The organism is Agarivorans litoreus, assembly GCF_019649015.1.
GTDB lineage: Bacteria > Pseudomonadota > Gammaproteobacteria > Enterobacterales > Celerinatantimonadaceae > Agarivorans > Agarivorans litoreus.
Genome location: NZ_BLPI01000001.1, coordinates 489,576 through 508,446, shown reverse-complemented (window position 1 = coordinate 508,446; position 18,871 = coordinate 489,576). Strand labels below are relative to the sequence as shown.

At 44.3% G+C, this 18,871-nt stretch carries 20 protein-coding genes; 9 read left to right on the top strand and 11 right to left on the bottom strand.

The window, feature by feature from the left end:
• Positions 1–157 precede the first annotated feature (157 nt).
• The 7 genes from K5L93_RS02295 to K5L93_RS02265 all read right to left on the bottom strand — a co-directional run bounded on the left by K5L93_RS02295 (position 158) and on the right by K5L93_RS02265 (position 7,699).
• Positions 158–946, bottom strand: a complete 789-nt coding sequence (locus K5L93_RS02295; protein WP_220718304.1) for an SDR family NAD(P)-dependent oxidoreductase — start codon at positions 944–946, stop codon at positions 158–160.
• A 214-nt stretch (positions 947–1,160) separates the two neighbouring features.
• A complete protein-coding gene (locus K5L93_RS02290; RefSeq protein WP_220718303.1) occupies positions 1,161–1,646 on the bottom strand; it encodes a GNAT family N-acetyltransferase in 486 nt (161 codons plus the stop codon).
• Between the two features lie 89 nt (positions 1,647–1,735).
• On the bottom strand, positions 1,736–2,152 hold the full coding sequence (locus K5L93_RS02285) for an SRPBCC domain-containing protein (RefSeq protein ID WP_281422599.1): 417 nt from the start codon (positions 2,150–2,152) through the stop codon (positions 1,736–1,738).
• 210 nt (positions 2,153–2,362) lie between these two features.
• Complete coding sequence (locus K5L93_RS02280) at positions 2,363–4,036, bottom strand: bifunctional metallophosphatase/5'-nucleotidase (protein WP_220718302.1); 1,674 nt, start codon at positions 4,034–4,036, stop codon at positions 2,363–2,365.
• A gap of 84 nt (positions 4,037–4,120) precedes the next feature.
• Positions 4,121–5,050 (bottom strand): ABC transporter permease, encoded by a 930-nt coding sequence (locus K5L93_RS02275; RefSeq protein ID WP_220718301.1) that lies wholly within the window; start codon positions 5,048–5,050, stop codon positions 4,121–4,123.
• Positions 5,050–6,156 (bottom strand): ABC transporter permease, encoded by a 1,107-nt coding sequence (locus K5L93_RS02270; RefSeq protein WP_220718300.1) that lies wholly within the window; start codon positions 6,154–6,156, stop codon positions 5,050–5,052. Before K5L93_RS02270 ends, K5L93_RS02275 begins: the two co-directional genes overlap by 1 nt.
• On the bottom strand, positions 6,149–7,699 hold the full coding sequence (locus K5L93_RS02265) for an ABC transporter ATP-binding protein (protein ID WP_220718299.1): 1,551 nt from the start codon (positions 7,697–7,699) through the stop codon (positions 6,149–6,151). Before K5L93_RS02265 ends, K5L93_RS02270 begins: the two co-directional genes overlap by 8 nt.
• Before the next feature lie 268 nt (positions 7,700–7,967).
• Between K5L93_RS02265 and K5L93_RS02260 the strand changes: the two genes are divergently transcribed.
• The 3 genes from K5L93_RS02260 (at position 7,968) to puuE (ending at position 10,974) form a co-directional block, all read left to right on the top strand.
• Entirely contained in the window at positions 7,968–8,597 is a 630-nt protein-coding gene (locus K5L93_RS02260; protein WP_220718298.1) for a TetR/AcrR family transcriptional regulator, read from the top strand.
• Positions 8,598–8,671: 74 nt separating this feature from the next.
• Positions 8,672–10,069 (top strand): 8-oxoguanine deaminase, encoded by a 1,398-nt coding sequence (locus tag K5L93_RS02255; protein WP_220718297.1) that lies wholly within the window; start codon positions 8,672–8,674, stop codon positions 10,067–10,069.
• An 8-nt stretch (positions 10,070–10,077) separates the two neighbouring features.
• Positions 10,078–10,974 (top strand): allantoinase PuuE, encoded by an 897-nt coding sequence (puuE, locus tag K5L93_RS02250; protein WP_220718296.1) that lies wholly within the window; start codon positions 10,078–10,080, stop codon positions 10,972–10,974.
• 5 nt (positions 10,975–10,979) lie between these two features.
• Here the strand turns inward: puuE and K5L93_RS02245 are convergent, their stop codons facing one another.
• Together K5L93_RS02245 and K5L93_RS02240 are read right to left on the bottom strand one after the other, a co-directional pair.
• Positions 10,980–11,231 (bottom strand): TIGR03643 family protein, encoded by a 252-nt coding sequence (locus K5L93_RS02245; RefSeq protein ID WP_220718295.1) that lies wholly within the window; start codon positions 11,229–11,231, stop codon positions 10,980–10,982.
• A 128-nt stretch (positions 11,232–11,359) separates the two neighbouring features.
• Positions 11,360–11,623, bottom strand: a complete 264-nt coding sequence (locus K5L93_RS02240; RefSeq protein WP_016400603.1) for a DUF5062 family protein — start codon at positions 11,621–11,623, stop codon at positions 11,360–11,362.
• A 202-nt stretch (positions 11,624–11,825) separates the two neighbouring features.
• Here K5L93_RS02240 and K5L93_RS02235 point away from each other — a divergent pair, with 202 nt between their 5' ends.
• A complete protein-coding gene (locus K5L93_RS02235; RefSeq protein WP_220718294.1) occupies positions 11,826–12,614 on the top strand; it encodes a hypothetical protein in 789 nt (262 codons plus the stop codon).
• Positions 12,615–12,883: 269 nt separating this feature from the next.
• Here K5L93_RS02235 and K5L93_RS02230 read toward each other — a convergent pair whose 3' ends face one another.
• Positions 12,884–13,087 (bottom strand): hypothetical protein, encoded by a 204-nt coding sequence (locus tag K5L93_RS02230; protein WP_220718293.1) that lies wholly within the window; start codon positions 13,085–13,087, stop codon positions 12,884–12,886.
• A gap of 224 nt (positions 13,088–13,311) precedes the next feature.
• On the opposite strand from K5L93_RS02230, the gene K5L93_RS02225 reads away from it, so the two are divergent.
• Entirely contained in the window at positions 13,312–15,561 is a 2,250-nt protein-coding gene (locus K5L93_RS02225; RefSeq protein WP_220718292.1) for a peptidase U32 family protein, read from the top strand.
• 75 nt (positions 15,562–15,636) lie between these two features.
• The gene (locus K5L93_RS02220; protein WP_220721421.1) at positions 15,637–16,320 is read left to right on the top strand and encodes a glutathione S-transferase; all 684 of its coding nucleotides are present in this window, start codon (positions 15,637–15,639) and stop codon (positions 16,318–16,320) included.
• A 74-nt stretch (positions 16,321–16,394) separates the two neighbouring features.
• On the opposite strand, the gene K5L93_RS02215 is transcribed toward K5L93_RS02220, so the two are convergent.
• Positions 16,395–17,165 carry a DUF4344 domain-containing metallopeptidase gene (locus K5L93_RS02215; RefSeq protein ID WP_246614964.1) on the bottom strand — a complete coding sequence of 257 codons (771 nt, stop codon included), beginning with the start codon at positions 17,163–17,165 and terminating at the stop codon, positions 16,395–16,397.
• A gap of 114 nt (positions 17,166–17,279) precedes the next feature.
• Between K5L93_RS02215 and K5L93_RS02210 the strand changes: the two genes are divergently transcribed.
• From K5L93_RS02210 to K5L93_RS02200, 3 genes are all read left to right on the top strand, one after another.
• The gene (locus K5L93_RS02210) at positions 17,280–17,594 is read left to right on the top strand and encodes a cupin domain-containing protein (RefSeq protein ID WP_220718291.1); all 315 of its coding nucleotides are present in this window, start codon (positions 17,280–17,282) and stop codon (positions 17,592–17,594) included.
• 116 nt (positions 17,595–17,710) lie between these two features.
• Positions 17,711–18,025, top strand: a complete 315-nt coding sequence (locus K5L93_RS02205) for a SpoIIAA family protein (protein WP_220718290.1) — start codon at positions 17,711–17,713, stop codon at positions 18,023–18,025.
• Positions 18,026–18,154: 129 nt separating this feature from the next.
• Positions 18,155–18,580, top strand: coding sequence for a hypothetical protein (locus K5L93_RS02200; RefSeq protein ID WP_220718289.1), 426 nt, complete (start codon positions 18,155–18,157; stop codon positions 18,578–18,580).
• Positions 18,581–18,871: the final 291 nt, after the last annotated feature.

Below are 18,871 nucleotides of genomic sequence, written 5' to 3'. Positions count from 1 at the left end.
TGCCCGAGGCTAACTACGCAATACCTGACAACGAGTTGCTGTTGCGTCAAATCGCGAAATGTTTTTGTTACCAGTTACGCCGCTAGTAATTAATAAAACCGAAACACTGAAAAGTAAAACGCCACTGTGTTAGTAACGTTTAGAAGCGCTTAAGCTATTAGATGAGCGCTTCTATCAACTCAACAACTTGCCCGGATTTTTGGGCGTTTAATGCATCGGGGTGGGGTGAGGCAAATTGGCCGATGTCGTTATCAAAATATAGGCCTGCAGCATCATTAAATTCTTCTGATAAGCTGGCTCTTACGAGTATATCTGCACCAATGCTTAAATCGCCGCCAGCAATACCGTAGGCGTCTTTCACCATTTTTCTGCCAAGTAGCGATTTAGGGTTAACCGATACTACGATTGGGCCACTGTCTTTGAGCGCTAAGCCCAACTCGCGAGACCACATGGTTAGTGCCAGCTTGCTTTGCGCATAAGCAGAGTTGTCACTAAGCTGGCGGTTACCTTTTAGCGCGTCTAAATCTACCGTGGCTTGGGCTGCAGACGATAGGTTCACAACACGGCCACTTTTACCCATTAAAGGCAGTAGCGCTTTGGTGAGCTTGTATGGGGCGAGGGTGTTTACTATAAAGCGTAAATCTTGCCCTTGAGCATTGCGCGGTTCGGGGATGTTAAATACTCCGGCATTGTTAATCACTACATCTAAACTGCTGTACTTGCTTGCTACTTGTTTGGCTAGCTCATCAACTTGCTCAAGCTTGGATAGGTCGGCTACAAAGGTATCTACTTGCGCGCCATTCACGCTTAATTGATTTTTAACAGACTCGAGTTTGGCTGGGTTGCGGCCATGAAGCAGCACCTTATGACCCTGCTCTAGCAATTGCTTGGCGGTAACTAAACCAATGCCGTCGGTTGCACCGGTAATTAAAATGGTTTTGCTCATGTGCTTGATACCTATCTTAAAATTGAAAGCCTAAAAGCGAATGCCTTAAGCTGCTTCAAATAGTAGGTGTTGAATCTAGCAACTACAACGGCGGTTAGTGAGAAACAGTTTTTAGATTTTGTTAATAATTGCTTGTTTAAGTGCAACGTTGAGTTACCAGAAGAGAAGGAACAAAAAACGATTAAACCAGCAACTTGTTTAAGAATAGTAACGCTTAGTCGCTAAGTTGTTTATACATGATTAAGCTGTCTACATAGCCAAGTTTGGGGTGTAAGTAGGCCTTTGGAATGGTGCCGATAGTCGCAAAGCCGAGCTTGTGCCATAGCGAAATTGCTGCGGTATTGCTAGATACTACTGAGTTAAACTGCATAGCTTTAAAACCGAGTTCTAATGCAATACCTTGGGAATGTTCACACAGTTTACGCGCAATACCTTTGCCACGTGCCGCCTCGCTTACCATGTAGCCACAATTGCAAATATGTTTACTGGGGCCCATGGCATTGGGCTTGATGTAATAAGTCCCTAGAATTTGCTGCTTGTGTTCAAACACAAAGCTTTTCAGCGGTAGTTCGCACCAAAGCTGAAAGGCTTGTTGTTCGCTCATGTCTGGGTCAAAAGCGTAACTTTGCTGGGCTTGGATAATTGCTTTAAAGCTAGGCCAAAAGTTTTTAAAGTCAGCTCGGCTCATGGTTCTTATCATTTTTTGTCCTTGATCCCTTCATCGACGGCCAACTAAATGTATCTTCCATTTAGTTAGCTACTATTTATTGGCGCAAACCGGCAAGTATTTTAGCAAATCTGTTCTTGTATTGATCTTAGCCACTTACGATGATGTGAATGAATCTTGTTTGACATAATATATTTATTTAGCCAAGTGAGACCATTGCGTCGAGTGGCTTCTGTGATGATTTTACACCCTTTGTTCGAAGGCTGGAGAATCCAAGCGTGATACATATCTGCAGTGCCGACTTTACCTTTCCATGCCAGCCGTTTGTTGGGGATGAACTCTACAACAGTGCCTTTAATGGTGGCTAGCTTTGTTTTTAAGTAAAAGTTTGCGCCTTTAGATAAAGCGTGCCCTTTGCCGTCGAGAATGTGCACTGAGGTTGAGTTGTGGTTCCAGCTAGGCCAATTTGGGGCGTGCACCAAGCTAGACCAAACTTCTTCCGGAGTGGCTGGTATATCAATTTGATTCTTAACGTGTATTTGAGAGTGTTTGGGGTGGTAGTACTGAGGCCATCTAATTTTTTTAGGTGAGATTACGTGACTCCTTTTAGAGATAAAGAATCTTTAGTCTCTCACATTTGCTTAACACAAGCCAATTTACCGTCCCATCCAGTAAGGAAATTATGCTTAGCAGTTGGCCTACCTACAGAAAACAACTAAGACTGATATGTAGACCTAATTGCTAGGTCGCTACAATTCGCAGTTGTTGGCAAAAGCAATAAAACTGTCGCTCATGCTAAGTTCTAAATCGTGATGATCCCAGCTGTTTAATAATGCGTCGTAGCCTTCTTTACCTGCCAAGGTATAGGCAGAAGACACTCCACGATAAACCCGCTGTAGCTGCAAAGCTTGCCAGCCTTGCTCATCTTCAAGTTGTATGTGGCTAACGCGCTGCCCAAGAGGTTTGTGGGCTTGGTAGCTATAACGCAGTTTGTAAAAGTAGGGAAAGCTGCCATCGCCAGTACCCATTAAGCCATTGTTAGTGGCATTGTTAATGGCACCTTCAATGGCCATGGCTAAATCTTCGCCCTTAATTAAATAACTCATTAAGGTTATTTCGAAGGGCAGCAAACGACCGCAAATATCTGCTTTACTCAAAGGGCCTGCTTTTAGCGATACGCGAACGCCGCCAGCATTGTGCAAGGCAAAATCGGTAGGGTGCTTGGCAGCAGAGGTTTGGTAAAATCCTTGGCAAATTAGCGGCGCAATTTCACTGCCATTGGGTAGCTCTTTATTTGGCATTCTACTATGGCGTAAAGGCTGGCTGAGTTTGGTCACTACTTGGCTTTTCATTTGTTCAACCGCTGGACGATATTGTTGATTGATGATCTCGCTGATTTGCTGATCATCAGAGCACTTTAATAGCCCTGGGGCGCTAGCCAAATAGTCGCTAATGAGACGGCGAGTTTCATTGCAAACTATCTGCCCGTTTTGTTTGGCTTGCCAGTTATCATCGATAAGAAATTGGGTTCCGCCTTCAAGCTTAATAACCTTGCCATTCTTATCAAAGTGTAAGCAGCTTAAACCTATAGATTCTGCATGTTTGCCAGCTTGTAGTACCAAGCAGCCATTCTGCCATTGGCCTTCATTTCCGGTACAAGCTTGCCCTAAATGGCCAAACTCGCCGGTTAATGTGTGTGAGTGGCCACCAACAATCACACTTATGCCAGTCACGGCTTTGGCTAAGGCAATATCGCCTTCATAACCTAAATGGCTAAGTATGACGATGTGATTTACGCCTTGTTGCTTTAAGTGCTTAACCGTAGCTTGAGTGGTTTCGATGGCGTTCAAAAAATGGCAGTCGGCATCGGGGCAACCAATGTTGTGCATCTGGTCGTGAGTGATGCCTACAATGGCTAATTGCTGGTCGCCTAAGGGCTTAAGCAGATAGTTAGCAATGGCCAGCTCGTTGTTGTAGTAATACAGATTGTTATGGGGAGCTAAAGGTAAATGCTTTTGCTGATCTTCCTGGCTTAAATCCATGTTGCCGGCAAGGCAGGGGAAGTTAACCTGATCAACAAATTTAGACACCGGAGCATTGCCAAGATCAAACTCATGATTGCCGATGGTCATGGCATCTACCGACATCAAATTGAGTAAATGAGCGTTAGCTTCACCTTTAAACTGGCTAAAATACAAACTGCCTTGAAAGCTATCGCCAGCGTGTAAAAACAGGCTTGAGCGATTATTTTGTGTTGCCAAGGCGTGGTGTTGTTTTACCGCTGTAGCTAATCGTGCATACCCGCCGCAGTATGCGTCTACTTGGTAAACCTCTTGGTTTATGGTCACTTCAAAATGAACCAAAGTAGGCTCAAAATGCGAGTGGGTATCGTTGATGTGAGCAAGGTACAGCGAATAAGTCATGACTACTCCAAACTAGCGGGCAAGCATAATACGTTAGTTTGCTGGCTAGCTTGAAGTATTTGCTTCAATAAATTGGCCTGCTTATTAATGGCGGCGAGCGTCAAAGGGTTTCGCTAGGCTCATTGGAGCCGCTAGTTTCTGGCGAATTGGGTTGGCACTAATCATTACCATTACCACAATAGTTGCCACGTAAGGCATCATCGCTAGCAAGTTAGGCGATATGGTAAAGCCTATGCCTTGCATCACTAAGTGCAAAATAGAGGCTGCGCCAAACAGGTAAGCGCCTACCATTAAATAACCTACACGCCATGATGCAAACACCACTAACGATAACGCAATCCAGCCGCGGCCAGCGGTCATGTTTTCCATCCACATTGGGGTATAAGAAAGCGACATATAAGCGCCAGCTAAGCCTGCCATTGCGCCGCCAAAAAGCACCGCAATATAACGAACTTTTATTACCTTAATGCCAAGAGCATTGGCAGAATAAGGGTTTTCGCCCACGGCGCGCAAGGTTAAACCTGCGCGGGTTTTATTCACAACCCACCAAGTTATTGCCACTAAAGCAAAACTACCATATACCAAAATGTCATGCTGAAATAGCAAAGCCCCAAGCATTGGAATATTACTTAACAAAGGAATTGAAATCGCCTTAAAGCCGTTAATGGTAGAGCCAACCAAGCTTGCACCCAAGAAAGCACTTAAACCGGTGCCAAAAATAGTAAGCGCTAAGCCAGTTGCCACTTGGTTGGTATTAAGGTTTAACGAGAGTAGCCCAAATATGCCCGCCATTAACATGCCTGCAATTACCGCTAGCAATAAACCTAAGGCTAAGTTGCCAGTAAAGTAGGCACCGGCAAAGCCAGCCATAGCGCCCATTAACATCATACCTTCTTGGCCTAAATTGAGTACTCCAGATTTTTCACAAATTAGCTCGCCTAGCGCTACTAATAACAAGGGGGTTCCAGTTTTAATTGCTGCTACCAATATTTGTTGCAGTAGTTCCATGTCCATTATGCAGCTCCTTGCTTAGCACTAGATGAAGAGGGTTGCGCTACGCCCGCGCTGGGCTGCCAGACTATTTTGTAATGAATGAGAAAGTCACAAGCGAGTAAGAAAAACAGCAGTACACCTTGGAATAAACCAGTGATGGCAGTGGGCATACCGAGTTCTATTTGGGCTAAATCGCTGCCCATGTATAAAGTACCCATGAAGAATGCGGCGAAAATGATGCCAAAGGGATTTAGCCTGCCAAGGTAGGCCACAATAATGGCGGCGTAACCATAACCTGGAGAGACTTGTGGGATGAGCTGACCAATTGGGCCTGTCACTTCTGCCACCCCAGCAAAACCTGCCAGTGCGCCGGCGCTTAGCATTACGCTCCAAACAATAAACTTGCTGCTATAACCCGCGTAACGTGCAGCAGGTTGGTCGGAGCCAAATACTCGCAACTGAAACCCAGGTAAGGTGCGATACAAAATGATCCCAGAGCCAATAGCAAATACCACCGCCAAGAGAATACTAATGGAAGCGCGGCCGTCTTCCATAATGGTAGGTAGCAATACGCTATCGGCAAAAATGGCTGACTCTGGGAAACCAAATCCGTCTGGGTCAATTAAGGGACCATGCACGCCCCACAGCAGCAAATACAAGCCAATGTAGTTGAGCATGATAGTGGTAAGAATAAGGTTGGTATGAAATAGCTGATGCAGCAGAGTAGGGATGGCCGCCCAAATCATACCGGCTAATGCCCCTGCTGCGAGGGTGACAAGTAACCACAGATAGCCACTTTGCTCATTGGCTTGCAGTGCAAAATAGCTGCCCACCAATGCGCCAACCAGCAATTGGCCTTCTGCACCAATATTCCAAATATTGGCTTTGTAGCACAAGGCTAAACCCGTAGCACAAAGCAGTAACGGAGTGGTTTTCACCATTAACTCGCCTAAGTTATAGCCATCACTAAGCGGGTCGATGATAAACACTTTAAAGGCGGTGGCTGGGTTTATATCTAGGGCCCAAAACATCACACTAGACACCAACATGGTGAGAACAATAGCGATGAGTGGTGAGAGCCAAGACATCAACTTTGATGACTCTAAACGGGCTTGAGTTTTAAGCATACGCTTGGCCTCCTTGCTCGCTATCGCTATGGACAAATCCACCGGCAATCCATTTGCCAATTTCTTCGATATTGGTTTGCTCGGTATGCACCGCCTCAGAAAGTTGCCCCTCATATAAGGCGGCAATGCGATCGGAGATCATAAACAGCTCATCAATATCCTCTGACACCACCAAAATAGCAGCACCTTTATCGCGAAGTTCAATCAGTTGGCGATGAATTGCGCTAGCTGCGCCAATGTCTACGCCCCAGGTGGGGTGAGCACAAATCAAAATTTCTGGATTTTGGTCTACTTCTCTACCAATAATAAATTTTTGTAGGTTGCCGCCCGATAAGCTTTTAGCTTGGGCGTGGGCGTTATGACATTTAACGTCATTTCGATGAATAATGGTTTTGGCGAGCTCCACCACTTTGTGCGGCAAAATTAGCCCTTTGCTTACCAAGCCCTTGCGCGCGCTGGTAAGCAAGGTATTGTCGGCCAAACTCATTTCTGGCACCGCCCCTTGGCCTAGTCGGTCGGTGGGAACATAACTCATGCCTAACAAGCGGCGCTCGCCAGCATGCAATTTACCTACTTTGCGTTTACCGATTAAAATGCTGTCGGCGGCAGCTCGAGTATCTTCGCCGCTAAGCGCTTCGAGTAAATCTTCTTGGCCATTACCTGCAACCCCTGCAATACCCAAAATTTCGCCGCGATGCAGACTTAAGTTCACCTTATTTAGGCCTGTACCGAAGGGATTGGTGGGTGGCACGCTTAAATTACTCACTACCATTAATTCGTCTGAGCCAATGCGTTTTTGGTAGCGTTCCGATAGTTGGGTGTCGCTACCTACCATCATGCCAGCGATAGACTCTGGCGTTTCTTGTGAAGGAATACATTCTCCACTCACTTTACCGCCACGTAATATAACTGCGCGATCACACAGCTCGGTGACTTCTTTTAGCTTGTGGCTAATAAACAAAATACTGCAGCCTTGGCTTGCCAAGGTGCGCAATACCTTAAACAAACCGGCCACTTCTTGCGGGGTGAGTACAGAGGTGGGCTCATCTAAAATCAGCAGTTTTACGTCTTGAATTAAGCAACGCAAAATTTCCAGCCTTTGGCGTTCACCAATGCTTAGGTTATGCACATAACGGTCGGGCTCAACTTTTAGCTCGTAGGCATTGCTTAGCTCAACGATCTTTGCTCGTAGCGCTGCGGCATCTTTAACTACACCAGCATCTAAGCTTAACGCTATGTTCTCTTGCACGGTGAGAGTTTCAAATACCGAGAAATGCTGAAATACCATGCCAATACCCATAGCTCTGGCCATGTTAGGCGAGCGTATTAATTGCTCTTTCCCTTTCCATAGTAGGCCGCCTTCGTCGGGCTGAATAACTCCGTAGATCATTTTGACCAGGGTTGATTTCCCTGCGCCATTTTCACCTAGTAGCGCTAAGATTTCTCCTTCGGCTAAGTCTAGGCTTACTTTATCGTTGGCAATTACGCCGGGGTAACGTTTTGTCACCCGCCATAAAGACAACAAGCTTTGCTCTGGTTTCATTTTGCGTCCATTCGTTTTTGCATTCTATCCGCTTGGCTGGTCTTATTGCATAAATCTGACCAACTGTTCAAGTTCAGTGCTGTAGCTAATAAGTTGCAATTGTTGGTTTTTTGTTGTGCTTTGATGGTGCGAAGTATGGCAAGTTTTGTCGCGTTATGGTGCGTTTATCGCTTTTTTTTGTTGAGCGCTAGTGATTTACATATTAATCATTAATAATACTTTGCTATTAAGCTTCGGCATTAAAGTTCAACAAGGAGAGTGGGTTAGCATGGCTAAAGCTACGGCAGGGCAAAGTGGCGCAATTAGGAAAAAGAATGAACGGCTTATTCTTAAAGCGGCAACCAATGAATTTGTAAAACACGGTTACCAAGGCACCTCCCTACAAGCCATTGCCGACAGAGCCGAGTTGCCTAAGGCTAACATTCTGTATTACTTCAAATCTAAACAAGGCCTATACAAAACCTTGCTCGAAGATATTGTAGATATGTGGAACGATGCCTTTGAAAACACCACCGCTAACGACGATCCCGAGCAAGCAATTAGTGCTTATATTCGCTCTAAAATGCGTTACAGCCGTAGCCATCCTAAAAGCTCTCGGATCTTTGCCATGGAAATTATCCAAGGTGCTCCTAACCTAAAGGGCAACTTGCAATTTCCTGTTGTAGATTGGACTAAAAACAAATGTAGCTTGATTCAAGCTTGGGTAGACCAAGAAAAAATTGCAGCTATAGAACCTTTATACCTGTTGTTTTTGATTTGGGGAGCTACTCAATTTTACGCCGACTTTGATACCGAAATTAGAATGATTAACGGTAAAACCTTAAGTGCAGAAGATTTTGCCAAGGCCGAACAAAACGTGATTGATATAGTTATTCGCGGGATTGGCTTAAAAAGCTAAAGCAAAAAGCTGAGTGATTGGTCAGATTTTTGCTTATGCTTTAGCTACTACGCTAACAGGACAAGCACTAAGTAATGTCGCCACTCTCTAATCAAGCTCTACAATCAAGCCAAACTCTTTGGATTAAAAATCCTTTAACCGTATTTAGCGGAGCTATCAGCGGCCCCGATGCCGAGCGTGATTTACGCGGTGGCATTGTGATTCAAGGAAGCCAAATTATTGAATGTATTGCAGCAGGGCAGCAGCCGGTTACGGCAGTAGACCAACAGCTCGACGCCAGTGATATGGTGTTGCTGCCTGGCTTAATTAATACTCATCACCACTTTTATCAAACCCTTACGCGCTGCTTACCGGCTGCAATTAATCAGCCGTTATTTCCTTGGTTACAAACGCTTTACCCTGTATGGGCTGGCCTTACTGCTAAGCACATCGAGGTTGCTACAGAGATTGCTTGTTGGGAGCTAATGTTGAGCGGCGCGACAACGGTGGCCGATCATCACTATGTATTTAATCATGCCTTAAGCGAGGCGATAGATATTCAAGCCGAGGTAGTAGGGCGCTTGGGAGTGCGGGCAACCTTAACCCGCGGCAGTATGAGTTTGTCACAAAAAGACGGCGGCTTGCCGCCAGATTCTGTAGTGCAAACTGAGCAGCAAATTCTTGATGATAGCCTGCGTTTAATTAAGCGCTATCACAATGCTGAAGAAGGCAGCATGCTTAATTTGGCGCTTGCGCCATGCTCACCTTTTTCGGTGACCGAATCGCTAATGTGCGACACCGCTACTTTAGCCAAAGAGCAAAGTGTACGACTGCATACTCACCTCGGTGAAACCATTGATGAAAACGACTTTTGTTTGAGAACGCTAGGCATGCGACCAGTAGACTATTTGGAGCATTGCGGGTGGCTAGGACCACAAACGTGGTTAGCGCATGGCATTCACTTTGACCAAGCTGAAATTCAACGTTTAGGTGCTGCACAAGTTGGAATAGCACATTGCCCAACCTCTAACATGGTATTGGCATCGGGCATTTGCCCAACTTTAGACTTAGCTAAAGCTGGTTGTAAGCTAGGCATGGCGGTAGATGGCTCAGCCTCTAATGATAGCTCTAATATGATTCAAGAGTTACGCCATTCACTAATGCAGCAGCGCTTGCGTTATCGCGCCGATCAAATCACTCACCACCAAGTGCTTAATTGGGCAACACAAGGCAGCGCCGCGGTATTGGGGCGTGATGATATTGGCGTTTTGGCGCCAGGTAAGCAGGCAGACATTGGTTTGTATAAGCTAGATGGACTTAATTTTTCGGGCGCTCACGACCCATTAGCCGCTTTGATTTTATGTGGTGCAAGCCAAGTGAGCAAACTGATGGTAGCGGGTAAGTGGATTATTGAAGACGCCGATGAAACCCGCGCCCAGCTAGAACAACTAAAATTACAGCATCACCAATTAGCTATTCAATTGGTGAACTAAGGATAACTATGAGCAACAAAAACTACCCTCGAGATCTAGTCGGTTACGGCCAAAACCCGCCTAAAGCCAACTGGCCAAACAAAGCCAAAGTTGCCCTGCAATTTGTGGTTAATTATGAAGAGGGGGGCGAAAACTGTGTATTACATGGTGATAGTCATTCCGAGAAGTTTTTATCGGAGATAGTTGGGGCAGAGGCGTATCCCGATCGCCACATGAGTATGGAATCCATATACGAGTACGGTAGCCGAGCGGGTTTTTGGCGCTTGCATCGTTTGTTTGTGAGTCAAGGGATTCCAGTTACCGTGTTTGCTGTTGCGATGGCCTTGCAGCGCAACCCGGAAGCGGTAAAAGCTATGTTAGATGCCAACTGGGAAATTGCCAGCCATGGTTTAAGATGGATTCACTATCAAGATTTTAGCGAGCAGCAAGAGCGTGAACATATAGAGCAAGCCATAGCTATTCATCAACAAACCACTGGCAGCAAACCTAAAGGCTGGTATACCGGCCGCACCAGCCCGCATACCTTAAAGTTAATTGCCGAGCGTGACGATATTCTCTATTGCGCCGATAGCTACGCCGACGACTTACCTTATTGGGACAACAACTACAGCAAACCCTTGTTAATGGTGCCCTATACCTTAGACACCAACGACATGCGCTTTGCTACCCCACAGGGCTTTAACAGCGGCGAGCAATTTTACCAATATTTAAAAGATGGCTTTGATGTGTTGTATTTTGAAGGTGAAACTACGCCTAAAATGCTTAGCATTGGCTTGCACTGCCGCATAATAGGCCGCCCAGCAAGGTTTGCTGCGTTACAACGGTTTATTCAATATACCCAACAGTTTGAAGGTGTTTGGTACGCCACCAGAGAGCAGATTGCAGAGCATTGGCTTAATCGATAAATACGCTAGCGATGTTTGTACTGAGTGGGGCAGTAACCGCGCGAAACTTTAATACTTCGTAGTTTTAGGTGTTTGGTTGCACGCCCTGAGACTCTGGCCCGCCAGAGCTTAAAGCTGCTGCGCTTTAACGAGTGCCGCATAAGGCGAATGAGCTGAGGTTCGCTTAAGCCAAATTGTAGTTGTATTGCTTCAAAGGGCGTTCTATCTTCCCAGGCCATTTCGATAATTCTTGATTTGTGTTCTGCTGACAATTCCATTTTATGACTCGTTTATTAAAACTTAACAGTCTTACGGAATTTATTCGCGATTAGTTCAAATCTTATATCTGAGTAAAGTGGGCAATAAAAAAGCAGCACTAGGTGCTGCTTGATGTATATCTTTATCGCTAACCGTCTAAAAGTTCGTGGTCCTTAGGCAGTTGGTTAGCTAACCACAGCACCAGTTTATGGCGCATTTCTGGGCCGGTGATTTTATCTTTTGGCAGTGGGGTTAGCCGTTTATCTTCGGCTAGCAACATGTATAAGGCTTCTACTTTGTCTTTCTCTGATATGCCAGGTGGAAACTTGGCAAAACCACGTTGCAGTGCGTATACCTCACCAATTTGTAAGGCTTTTTTAAGCAACTGTGCTTCATGTTTATACTTTTTCACTAATCATCTCGCTGCGTAGCATATTTGTTTCAACATACGGTAAAGCGATGGTTATTAACAGTGCTTAGCTCACTAAATATTACGAAAGCAAAAAAAATTCACCAATTTGGAGTATGGCATTTGTGATGCTTTTCACTTTTAATGGCTGGCTCGTACAACCTATAGGGTTGGAAGAAGCAGAATCAATAACAAGGAATTTATTTTGAACCAACAGTTACCTGTTACTGCCATTTTATACGATGCTGTAACTTTGCCTTTTCGTTATTTTCGAGATCTTCTCAATATTGGCGCTCCGCTGCTTTTTGTTATGTTTATTGCAGTGTTGTTTGCGTTACTTTCGTTAGAAGTTGGCGACAGCTACTTTAGTAATATTGGTATAGCTTTTTTGAGCATTGCTTATATAACTGCGGCGCTGCAGGCCTTGGTTGGGGCTCATCGTTTGTTTCTTAACAAGCGCCTGCCTAGCGAAGAGCGGGTGCTTAACTGGACAGGCAATGAAATCCGCTTTGCAGGTTGGAGCTTGCTGCTAATAGTTTGTGTTGCTTTGGTATCTTTGCCAGTGGTTGGTATAAGTGGCGTACTTGTTGGCAGCATGGTTTTGGGAGAAAACTCACCGCAATTAGTCGCTCAAATAGTGTCATTAGCGATTACTTTCCCAGTGTATTATTTTGTTGGGCGGTGGTCTTTGGTTCTTCCTGCAAGTGCTATTGGCATTAGGGGGAAGGGGCTATCTTGGGCCTGGAGCTTAAGTGATGGAAATGGTTGGCGTTTAGCGCTGCTAATGGGGCTTCTTCCTACAGGCAGTAACATCCTTCTTAGCTTAATTGCCGTTGAGGATAGCTGGCTATTTGCGATATTTTCAACAGCGATATCTTTGCTAGTCGCTACTATCCAAGTGGGTGTATTGTCACTTAGCTATAAGTTTTTAATCGACAATCAAGTTGATGAAGAGGCAGAGGACAAACCACAAATTGGCACTGTAGAACTATAGCTAATAGACCCACAGTACTCGTTATAACTAAACGGGTGCTTTGCTTTTAAACCAAAAGATAGTGCTTAACAAAGAGTAAAGTTCGCTTACCCGAACCCTTCAGGCAGCATTTCTTAGCCATTTATTCAGCGTTAGCGAGTGATGATTAAGCACACTTAACTGCACCACTCACTGCCTTGCCTAAATGGCTAATAAATTGCTGCAAAAACCATCAGCAAAGATCAACAGACCCTAAAAATTGGCTGCAAGCACTAATTAACTGCCGTTGATTAATTCTTCTTCATCAGTTCAGCAAATCGAGTAGACGCAAAGTTAAATCCTGCGCTGCCACCTCCCAAAAGACCTTCGGCAATGAGTACGTCGGCGATTGTTATTAGATGGCCGTGTATGCCGGATATTTTAGTTAAGTTCATCATTACATCACTAACAATGCTAAGGCCTAGTGATGCCAGTATGATTTTCAAAATAAACAAAAAAGTTCACTTTGCGCTTACCGGTGAATTACAGCCTAGTGCCCATGTTGTTTAATCCAAAATTTTTAGTAGCTGTTTCTTGAATTGTTACCTACAAAGTAGCTTTAGTTTAATAAGCGCCGTTTAGATGAAGTTGGTTAACTGTAGCAATAGTGTTCTGTTGCCGTTAAAATCCCGTGCAATTCAAGATGAGGCTATTAGCCCAAGTAAAGTGAGTTTGAAACATGAGTAGAAAGATTGAATTACTTGCCCCCGGTGGTGATGTAGAAGCCATAAAGGCGGCGGTAATCGCTGGTGCCAATGCGGTGTATTGTGGTTTAGATACCTTTAATGCCCGTAACCGTGCCTCAAACCTTTCTTTTGATGATTTGAATGGCATTTTACGCTTGGCGCATAAGTATGATTGTGAAGTGTTTTTAACCCTAAACGTGGTCATTCTTGAACAAGAAATTCCTGCCATGGTTAAGTTGCTTAACAAACTGGTAAATACCAGCCTTAATGGGATTATTGTGCAAGACTTGGGCATGTTTAACTTGGTTAAAAAGCATTTCCCAAGCTTAGATATTCATGCTTCTACCCAGCTAACTACCCACAATGAAGGGCAGGTAGAGTTTTTGGCAAAACTTGGTGCTTCTAGGGTTAACCTGTCACGCGAGTTAAATTTAGCTGAGATCAAAACACTAACGGCTCTAGCGCATAAACATGATGTATTAACCGAAGTGTTTGTACATGGCTCGTTGTGTATCGCCTTTTCTGGTCAGTGTTACTCTAGCTCGGTAAGTGTGGGTAACTCAGGTAACCGCGGGCGTTGTAGCCAAGCGTGCAGAGACGAATACGAAATCACCAATGCTGGTAATCGCTTCCCACTTAACCTTAAGGACAATTCTGCTTATTTTGATTTGCCAGAGCTGGTGGATGCACAAGTAGACTCACTTAAAATTGAGGGCCGCATTAAAGGTGCTCACTATGTTTACACCGTGGTGGATAGCTGGCGTAAACATATCGATAAGTTTGTTGAGACCGGAAAAATTCTAGCCGACGATTCAAACCTATACCGAGTATTTAACCGAGATTTCACCAACTCCTTTTTGAAGGGCAACCTTACCAAGGATATGTTTATCGATAACCCGCGTGATAACAGCGTGCAGCATGCGGTGCAAAAATATAACGCTATATCGGTGGTAGAAATTAAAGAAGCCAGAAAAGGCTTGCACGCAGAGCGCAACGAAATTGGTGATGAGCTAGCCGAAAAAGTTAAGTACTTGAGCATTGCCAAGCAGCCTTTAAAGGTTCAGTTTTCTGGTGAGTTAAATCAACCCTTGCGTTTAATTCTCACTGTTGGTGATAACGATAAAGTGTATCAATTGGCGACTGAAGAGTTGCTTAGCCAAGCCGGTAAACAATCTTTAGACCAAGCCCTGCTTGAGAAGCGTTTTAAAAACTTCGCTAACCGAGATTACGATTACGCTGAGTTTGATTGCTCAGATTTAGCAGCCAACTTAAGTTTGCCGCTAAAGCAAATTAGTGAGCTGAAAAACCAAGCCATATTGGCCTTAAACAATTCTGTGCCTCATGTGCCAGCGGTAGAGGTGCCAGCCTTGCCTAAGCACCCTCGTACAGAAGGTAAACCGAGCATGTCGCTGCTTATTGCAGATGAAAAAGACTTACACCTATGTGATTTAACCGAATCAGATGTTTACTTTAAGCTGCCAGAAAGCTTTAAAACTGGCAATAATAAGTACATTGATATTTTCTTGCGTAATCCGCGATTAATCCCGTGGTTCCCTGCGGTGTTAATTGGTAAAGATTACCTAGAAGCGGTGCGTTTACTGGAAGAAGTTCGCCCAGCTCGTATTGTAAGTAACAATACCGGTGTGGCTTTTAAGGCTTACCAAATGGGCATTGAGTGGATAGCCGGGCCATTCTTAAATACCACCAATTCACACGCTTTAGTTACTTTAAAAGAAGAGCTTAATTGTGCTGGTGCGTTTATTTCTAACGAAATTAATCGCATGCAAATTCGAAATATTACCAAGCCTGATAACTTCAAATTGCTCTACAGCATTTATCACCCTATTTTGATGATGACTAGCCGCCAGTGTTTCTTCCAACAAACCGTAGGCTGTAATAAGCCTGCGATTGAAGATGGCTGCATGCTTAAGTGTACTAAGGCCACCACTATTACTAATGTGAAAGGTGTGTCGTTTGCGGTCGACAAACAAAAGGGCGGCTACCCAAGCATTTACAACCACGAACAATTCTTGAACTTCGATATTGTGAATGATTTAGCAGGCCAGTTTGACGAGTTTTTTATCGACCTAACCAACATAGGGGCGGGCTCGAAAGCTGAGTTAGACAAAACGGTATTGGTCACTCAGTTTGAGGCATTTCTGCAAGGGGATGAACAAGCGCAACAACAGCTTAGCAGTATGGTGACTGTGGCCACTAACGCCCAATACAGCCAAGGTTTGTAAGCTCACACTTAACACTGTTAGCGCCTTGTTAGCAGTGTTAACACCAAAACGTGGCCAAAGGAGTGAATGACCATGATGACAGGATTACCAATCTTGTACTCCCTGCAAAACTGTCCTTATGCGATGAGGGCTCGATTGGCTCTTTTGCTCGCTGGGCAAACTGTGCATTTGCGGCCAATTGTGATGAAAAACAAGCCTGAACAAATGCTAGCCTTGTCGCCAAAAGGAACGGTACCGGTATTGGTTTTAGCTGATACCCCCAACGCTGAAGCAACTCAATATCAGGTTATTGATGAGAGCCTAGATATTATGCTGTGGGCGCTAAGGCGTAACGACCCTAATGATTTATTGTATTCAGCGCAAGGCGATGCGCTAGATGAAATGCTGCAAATTATTGAGCGTAACGATCAGCAATTTAAGCCGGATTTAGAGCGCTATAAAGACGCAAAACGCTACCATCATCAAGACCTAGAAGCATGCAGGCTAAAGTGTGAGCCTTTTGTGCAAGACTTGGAGCAACGTCTAACTAAACATGGGTTTCTAATGGGCGATAACCCCAGCCTGCTCGATTACGCTTTACTGCCGTTTATTCGACAGTTTTCCAAGGTTAACCGACAGCTTTACTTAAATGGCCCGTATACCCACTTACAAGCTTGGCTAAATCTGCATTTGCAAAGTCGCCTTTTTTCTAAAGCGATGTTTAAACATCCTCTATGGTTGGACACTCAGCAAGACATTGTATTTGGAGAAAACTATTAGCTGCCACTTTTTGGCGATAGCTTTGATTTTAGCCAATTAGAAGCGGTGCTTAGTACTAAGCTGATTAACCAGACTTAAGGTTGTTTTAAGTAAGTGTGCCAGCTTTGGTTAGTTTGCTGGTACTGGTGAATGCAAAACTCTTGGCGCTCTGCCAAGTAGCTGGTGTCAATCTCGTTTAGCAATTTTGGGTAGCGTTTAGGGTTAGAGCCATACACTAAACACAGGGTAGAAAAATAGCGTTGTAAATCAAAACTGTGTTCATTTATATACTCACTTAACTCGTAAAAATTGGGTTTATCTTCAGATTCAAACGCAAACATGTCGGCGGCACTAATTGCTACTTCGTCGCCCAGTTCAACGTAGTTGAGTAATACAATGGTGGCTAAATTGTCTGCTGCATCCTCCTCTTTACCAAGTATAGGTATTTGCTGGTCGGTAATGTAAGCGTGGCCTAATTCATGTAACAGAGTGTGCAATAGGGTGTCTATGGCGGCATCTTCTGCGCTTATGCCATAACGTTTTTGGTAATTGTTATTGGCGAAAAACGCTAAGGTCTCTGCAACAAAGGCATAAGGAATGTAAATACCATGAGCGTCTGGATCGTACAGTGGGCCATCGTTAATGCCATATTCTAAGGTAACTGCCCGTCTAAAGTTGAACAGCTGCGCGACTAACTGGCTAAAGTGCTGGTTTACATTACTGCGTTTTATAAGCGCACGGCTTTCTTTATCAGCTTGGCTTACCGCTGGTTGCATTACTATTTGAATGTTTGTTGCTTGTTGGTTTGCTAATGTCGGATAAGCAATAAGCCCCAATAAAATGGCAAGTATCTTAATAAGCTTCAATAGCAGGCCTCTAGGTATTTAGCGATTGATACCTTTAGCTTAGCCGTTTTTAGCTGGCTAGCGTTAGGTAGGTAAGGGGGAAATGAGATGTGTTGATTGCTGGAGGAAGAAGTTATGGACAATCTATTTGCTAAGCTGCCTAGGGATAAGAGCCAAGAGCATTTTAGTGAATTACTACAAGCCGATGGATTGAGGGTTGAGCGAGTTGTTTCTTATGGACAAGCCTCACCTGAACAGGGTTGGTATGACCAAGAAGAAAATGAATGGGTAAGTGTTATAGAAGGTTCGGCAGTTATAGAGTTTGATAATGGCCAGCGTGTTGTTTTAGGCAAGGGCGATTACTTAAATATTCCCGCACATCAAAAGCATCGAGTGGCAGAAACAGCGGAAAATGTGGCGACTATTTGGTTGGTGATTTTTTACAAATAAACAACGAGCCTATGCGCCATTAAGGCGTTTATAAACACGATATAGCGCAATATCAGTTTATTGGGTTTGGCGTACAGTGGCGTTAATCATCTTAAGTTGCCTTCGGGAGCACCAACATGTTTAACCTAACAAAAGTGCCTGACAACCGTTTAGATATTGAATTTGGCGGGAAGCTGGATGCAGACGAAATGAAACTAGCCTTAGATGGACTTAGCAGCAAAGCACAAGGTATAGAGCAGGGGCTAATGCTTTACCGAATCGAAGACTTTGCATTACCCACATTAAGTGCCTTAGCCTTAGAATTTGCGCGTATTCCCGAGATGTTTAAAGTAATCCGCCAGTTTAAACGCGCCGCAGTGTTGTGCGACAAGCAATGGGTGCAAACCATTAGCGAGCTTGAAGGCAAGCTTATTCTAGGCTTAAGCATTTGATATGGATCAGGCTGACCAAGCCGAGCAGTGGCTCAACAGTTAATAGAACTCTTTCAAAACTAAGCTACGCAATAGTTGGCTTTGCTGCTAGGGTGTAAATACATTCCTAGCAGCCAATAGGGTAATGTTATGCCATTTTCCTCACCTAACATTTCGCGAAATTTTCTAGCCAGTTGCTTAGCGCTTAGCTTTTTCTCCATTTCAGCCTTAGCCAACGATGTCACAATAGTGGCTGCTGAGTTTACTCAAGATGGCCAACGAACCTGGAAGGTTGATGTATCACTTATGCATAGTGATACAGGTTGGGATCACTATGCCAATATGTGGCGTGTGGTGGATGTAAATGGCACGGTTTTGGGAGAGCGCGAATTGTTACACCCCCATGTTAACGAGCAACCCTTTACTCGCAGCTTAAGCAAGGTGCCACATCCAGCTGTTGGTTCCATTGTTTATATCGAAGCGCGCGATAAAGTGCATGGATGGTCACCACAGCGTTTTGAAGTTGATTTAAGCCAAGCACAACAAGGGCATTTGTTGGTGGAAATGCCTAAGTAATCGTTTTAAGCGACGCTTAAATTCGCTGCTTTAGTTCGTGTATTAGGGCTTTAATGGAATGAGTCGTTAAAGCCCAATAGTTGGATTATTGGCATAGTTAGGTTTTAAGTGCTTAGAAGCAGCCCTAGCCGTTAGCATTTTTGTTACTTAATGCTGCAAATGCATTCGCTTTTGCTTTAACTTGCTGTTAATTAAAAAATAATGAATTTTACTGACTTTTATCTCTATTATTGCCGACGTTTGCAACTAAAGCTTAATGTTAGAAAGTGCGAATTTGAAATAAAATGTTAC

Excerpts from the sequence above, each read along its gene's own strand:
- K5L93_RS02295 (WP_220718304.1), bottom strand. The coding sequence starts at position 946 with ATGAGCAAAACCATTTTAATTACCGGTGCAACCGACGGCATTGGTTTA.
- K5L93_RS02290 (WP_220718303.1), bottom strand. The coding sequence starts at position 1,646 with ATGATAAGAACCATGAGCCGAGCTGACTTTAAAAACTTTTGGCCTAGC.
- K5L93_RS02280 (WP_220718302.1), bottom strand. The coding sequence starts at position 4,036 with ATGACTTATTCGCTGTACCTTGCTCACATCAACGATACCCACTCGCAT.
- K5L93_RS02275 (WP_220718301.1), bottom strand. The coding sequence starts at position 5,050 with ATGGACATGGAACTACTGCAACAAATATTGGTAGCAGCAATTAAAACT.
- K5L93_RS02270 (WP_220718300.1), bottom strand. The coding sequence starts at position 6,156 with ATGCTTAAAACTCAAGCCCGTTTAGAGTCATCAAAGTTGATGTCTTGG.
- K5L93_RS02265 (WP_220718299.1), bottom strand. The coding sequence starts at position 7,699 with ATGAAACCAGAGCAAAGCTTGTTGTCTTTATGGCGGGTGACAAAACGT.
- K5L93_RS02260 (WP_220718298.1), top strand. The coding sequence starts at position 7,968 with ATGGCTAAAGCTACGGCAGGGCAAAGTGGCGCAATTAGGAAAAAGAAT.
- K5L93_RS02255 (WP_220718297.1), top strand. The coding sequence starts at position 8,672 with ATGTCGCCACTCTCTAATCAAGCTCTACAATCAAGCCAAACTCTTTGG.
- puuE (WP_220718296.1), top strand. The coding sequence starts at position 10,078 with ATGAGCAACAAAAACTACCCTCGAGATCTAGTCGGTTACGGCCAAAAC.
- K5L93_RS02245 (WP_220718295.1), bottom strand. The coding sequence starts at position 11,231 with ATGGAATTGTCAGCAGAACACAAATCAAGAATTATCGAAATGGCCTGG.
- K5L93_RS02225 (WP_220718292.1), top strand. The coding sequence starts at position 13,312 with ATGAGTAGAAAGATTGAATTACTTGCCCCCGGTGGTGATGTAGAAGCC.
- K5L93_RS02220 (WP_220721421.1), top strand. The coding sequence starts at position 15,637 with ATGACAGGATTACCAATCTTGTACTCCCTGCAAAACTGTCCTTATGCG.
- K5L93_RS02210 (WP_220718291.1), top strand. The coding sequence starts at position 17,280 with ATGGACAATCTATTTGCTAAGCTGCCTAGGGATAAGAGCCAAGAGCAT.
- K5L93_RS02205 (WP_220718290.1), top strand. The coding sequence starts at position 17,711 with ATGTTTAACCTAACAAAAGTGCCTGACAACCGTTTAGATATTGAATTT.
- K5L93_RS02200 (WP_220718289.1), top strand. The coding sequence starts at position 18,155 with ATGCCATTTTCCTCACCTAACATTTCGCGAAATTTTCTAGCCAGTTGC.